Here is a 4,135-nt window from a genome sequence, read left to right as displayed (position 1 = left end):
CCTTTGGGCGCCTCCGTTACCTTTTAGGAGGCGACCGCCCCAGTCAAACTGCCCGTCAGACACTGTCTCCGATAGGGATCACCTATCCGGGTTAGAGTGGCCATAACACAAGGGTAGTATCCCAACATCGTCTCCTTCGAAACTGGCGTCCCGATCTCTTAGACTCCTACCTATCCTGTACATGTGGTACAGACACTCAATATCAAACTGCAGTAAAGCTCCATGGGGTCTTTCCGTCCTGTCGCGGGTAACCTGCATCTTCACAGGTACTAAAATTTCACCGAGTCTCTCGTTGAGACAGTGCCCAAATCATTACGCCTTTCGTGCGGGTCGGAACTTACCCGACAAGGAATTTCGCTACCTTAGGACCGTTATAGTTACGGCCGCCGTTTACTGGGGCTTCAATTCATACCTTCGCTTACGCTAAGCACTCCTCTTAACCTTCCAGCACCGGGCAGGCGTCACCCCCTATACATCATCTTACGATTTAGCAGAGAGCTGTGTTTTTGATAAACAGTTGCTTGGGCCTATTCACTGCGGCTGACATATGTCAGCACCCCTTCTCCCGAAGTTACGGGGTCATTTTGCCGAGTTCCTTAACGAGAGTTCTCTCGATCACCTGAGGCTACTCGCCTCGACTACCTGTGTCGGTTTGCGGTACGGGTAGAGTATGTTTAAACGCTAGAAGCTTTTCTTGGCAGTGTGACGTCACTAACTTCGCTACTAAACTTCGCTCCCCATCACAGCTCAATGTTATAGATATAAGCATTTGACTCATATCACACCTCACTGCTTAGACAGACACTTCCAATCGTCTGCTTTAGTTAGCCTACTGCGTCCCTCCATCACTACATACTCTAGTACAGGAATATCAACCTGTTGTCCATCGGATACACCTTTCGGTCTCTCCTTAGGTCCCGACTAACCCAGGGCGGACGAGCCTTCCCCTGGAAACCTTAGTCTTACGGTGGACAGGATTCTCACCTGTCTTTCGCTACTCATACCGGCATTCTCACTTCTATGCGTTCCAGCACTCCTCACGGTACACCTTCTTCACACATAGAACGCTCTCCTACCATACCTATAAAGGTATCCACAGCTTCGGTAAATTGTTTTAGCCCCGGTACATTTTCGGCGCAGGGTCACTCGACTAGTGAGCTATTACGCACTCTTTGAATGAATAGCTGCTTCTAAGCTAACATCCTAGTTGTCTGTGCAACCCCACATCCTTTTCCACTTAACAATTATTTTGGGACCTTAGCTGGTGGTCTGGGCTGTTTCCCTTTCGACTACGGATCTTAGCACTCGCAGTCTGACTGCCGACCATAATTCTTTGGCATTCGGAGTTTATCTGAGATTGGTAATCCGGGATGGACCCCTCACCCAAACAGTGCTCTACCTCCAAGAATCTCTAATGTCGACGCTAGCCCTAAAGCTATTTCGGAGAGAACCAGCTATCTCCAAGTTCGTTTGGAATTTCTCCGCTACCCACAAGTCATCCAAGCACTTTTCAACGTGCCCTGGTTCGGTCCTCCAGTGCGTCTTACCGCACCTTCAACCTGCTCATGGGTAGGTCACATGGTTTCGGGTCTACAACATAATACTAAAGCGCCCTATTCAGACTCGGTTTCCCTGCGGCTCCGTCTCTTCAACTTAACCTCGCATCATATCGTAACTCGCCGGTTCATTCTACAAAAGGCACGCTCTCACCCATTAACGGGCTCGAACTTGTTGTAGGCACACGGTTTCAGGTTCTATTTCACTCCCCTCCCGGGGTGCTTTTCACCTTTCCCTCACGGTACTGGTTCACTATCGGTCACTAGGGAGTATTTAGGGTTGGGAGATGGTCCTCCCAGATTCCGACGGGATTTCGCGTGTCCCGCCGTACTCAGGATTCTGCTAGGTACAAAGACTATTTTAAATACGAGGCTATCACTCTCTTTGGCTGATCTTCCCAGACCATTCTTCTATAGTCTTTGAGTCCACATTGCAGTCCTACAACCCCGAAGAGTAAACTCTTCGGTTTGCCCTCCTGCCGTTTCGCTCGCCGCTACTAAGGCAATCGCTTTTGCTTTCTCTTCCTGCAGCTACTTAGATGTTTCAGTTCACTGCGTCTTCCTCCTCATATCCTTAACAGATATGGGTAACAGGCATTACCTGTTGGGTTCCCCCATTCGGAAATCCCTGGATCATCGCTTACTTACAGCTACCCAAGGCATATCGTCGTTTGTCACGTCCTTCTTCGGCTCCTAGTGCCAAGGCATCCACCGTGCGCCCTTATTAACTTAACCTTATTTTTTTGACCTTTCAGTCATAAACTCTTATTAATACTACAGCGTTTTCGGTTTATTTTCTTGTTACTATTTGATATAGATATTCAATTTTCAATGTGCATTACTTGGTGATCTCTCACCAATGGAGCCTAGCGGGATCGAACCGCTGACCTCCTGCGTGCAAAGCAGGCGCTCTCCCAGCTGAGCTAAGGCCCCACAAGACCTCTCAAGACTAAACAAGACCAATGTGCATTCCTTATCCTTAGAAAGGAGGTGATCCAGCCGCACCTTCCGATACGGCTACCTTGTTACGACTTCACCCCAATCATCTATCCCACCTTAGGCGGCTGGCTCCTAAAAGGTTACCTCACCGACTTCGGGTGTTACAAACTCTCGTGGTGTGACGGGCGGTGTGTACAAGGCCCGGGAACGTATTCACCGCGGCGTGCTGATCCGCGATTACTAGCGATTCCGACTTCATGTAGGCGAGTTGCAGCCTACAATCCGAACTGAGACTGGCTTTAAGAGATTAGCTTGTCGTCACCGACTTGCGACTCGTTGTACCAGCCATTGTAGCACGTGTGTAGCCCAGGTCATAAGGGGCATGATGATTTGACGTCATCCCCACCTTCCTCCGGTTTATTACCGGCAGTCTCGCTAGAGTGCCCAACTAAATGATGGCAACTAACAATAGGGGTTGCGCTCGTTGCGGGACTTAACCCAACATCTCACGACACGAGCTGACGACAACCATGCACCACCTGTCACCTCTGTCCCGAAGGAAATCTCTATCTCTAGAGAGGTCAGAGGGATGTCAAGACCTGGTAAGGTTCTTCGCGTTGCTTCGAATTAAACCACATGCTCCACCGCTTGTGCGGGCCCCCGTCAATTCCTTTGAGTTTCAACCTTGCGGTCGTACTCCCCAGGCGGAGTGCTTAATGCGTTAGCTACGGCACTAAACCCCGGAAAGGGTCTAACACCTAGCACTCATCGTTTACGGCGTGGACTACCAGGGTATCTAATCCTGTTTGCTCCCCACGCTTTCGAGCCTCAGCGTCAGTTACAAGCCAGAGAGCCGCTTTCGCCACCGGTGTTCCTCCATATATCTACGCATTTCACCGCTACACATGGAATTCCACTCTCCCCTCTTGCACTCAAGTTAAACAGTTTCCAAAGCGTACTATGGTTAAGCCACAGCCTTTAACTTCAGACTTATCTAACCGCCTGCGCTCGCTTTACGCCCAATAAATCCGGACAACGCTCGGGACCTACGTATTACCGCGGCTGCTGGCACGTAGTTAGCCGTCCCTTTCTGGTAAGATACCGTCACAGTGTGAACTTTCCACTCTCACACTCGTTCTTCTCTTACAACAGAGCTTTACGATCCGAAAACCTTCTTCACTCACGCGGCGTTGCTCGGTCAGACTTCCGTCCATTGCCGAAGATTCCCTACTGCTGCCTCCCGTAGGAGTCTGGGCCGTGTCTCAGTCCCAGTGTGGCCGATCACCCTCTCAGGTCGGCTATGTATCGTCGCCTTGGTGAGCCGTTACCCCACCAACTAGCTAATACAACGCAGGTCCATCTGGTAGTGATGCAATTGCACCTTTCAAGCAGATATCATGCAATATCTACTGTTATGCGGTATTAGCTATCGTTTCCAATAGTTATCCCCCGCTACCAGGCAGGTTACCTACGCGTTACTCACCCGTTCGCAACTCATCCGGAGAAGCAAGCTCCTCCTTCAGCGTTCTACTTGCATGTATTAGGCACGCCGCCAGCGTTCGTCCTGAGCCAGGATCAAACTCTCATTAAAAGTTTGAGTTCTCACTCATTTCTGTCACTGACAGATTTATTGTTTTTTT

1 tRNA gene and 2 rRNA genes are annotated in these 4,135 nt (G+C 49.9%); all 3 read right to left on the bottom strand.

Annotation, left to right across the window (positions count from 1 at the left end):
- A 23S ribosomal RNA gene (locus tag HMPREF2987_RS00690) occupies window positions 1-2,291 on the bottom strand; the annotation flags it as partial.
- Between the two features lie 125 nt (window positions 2,292-2,416).
- Window positions 2,417-2,489, bottom strand: a tRNA-Ala gene (locus tag HMPREF2987_RS00685).
- Between the two features lie 50 nt (window positions 2,490-2,539).
- Window positions 2,540-4,086, bottom strand: a 16S ribosomal RNA gene (locus tag HMPREF2987_RS00680).
- Between the last annotated feature and the right edge of the window lie 49 nt (window positions 4,087-4,135).

The organism is Streptococcus sp. HMSC067H01, assembly GCF_001814775.1.
Lineage (GTDB): Bacteria > Bacillota > Bacilli > Lactobacillales > Streptococcaceae > Streptococcus.
Note: the sequence above shows the minus strand (reverse complement) of the source record. Positions and strands in the feature narration are given on the sequence as shown.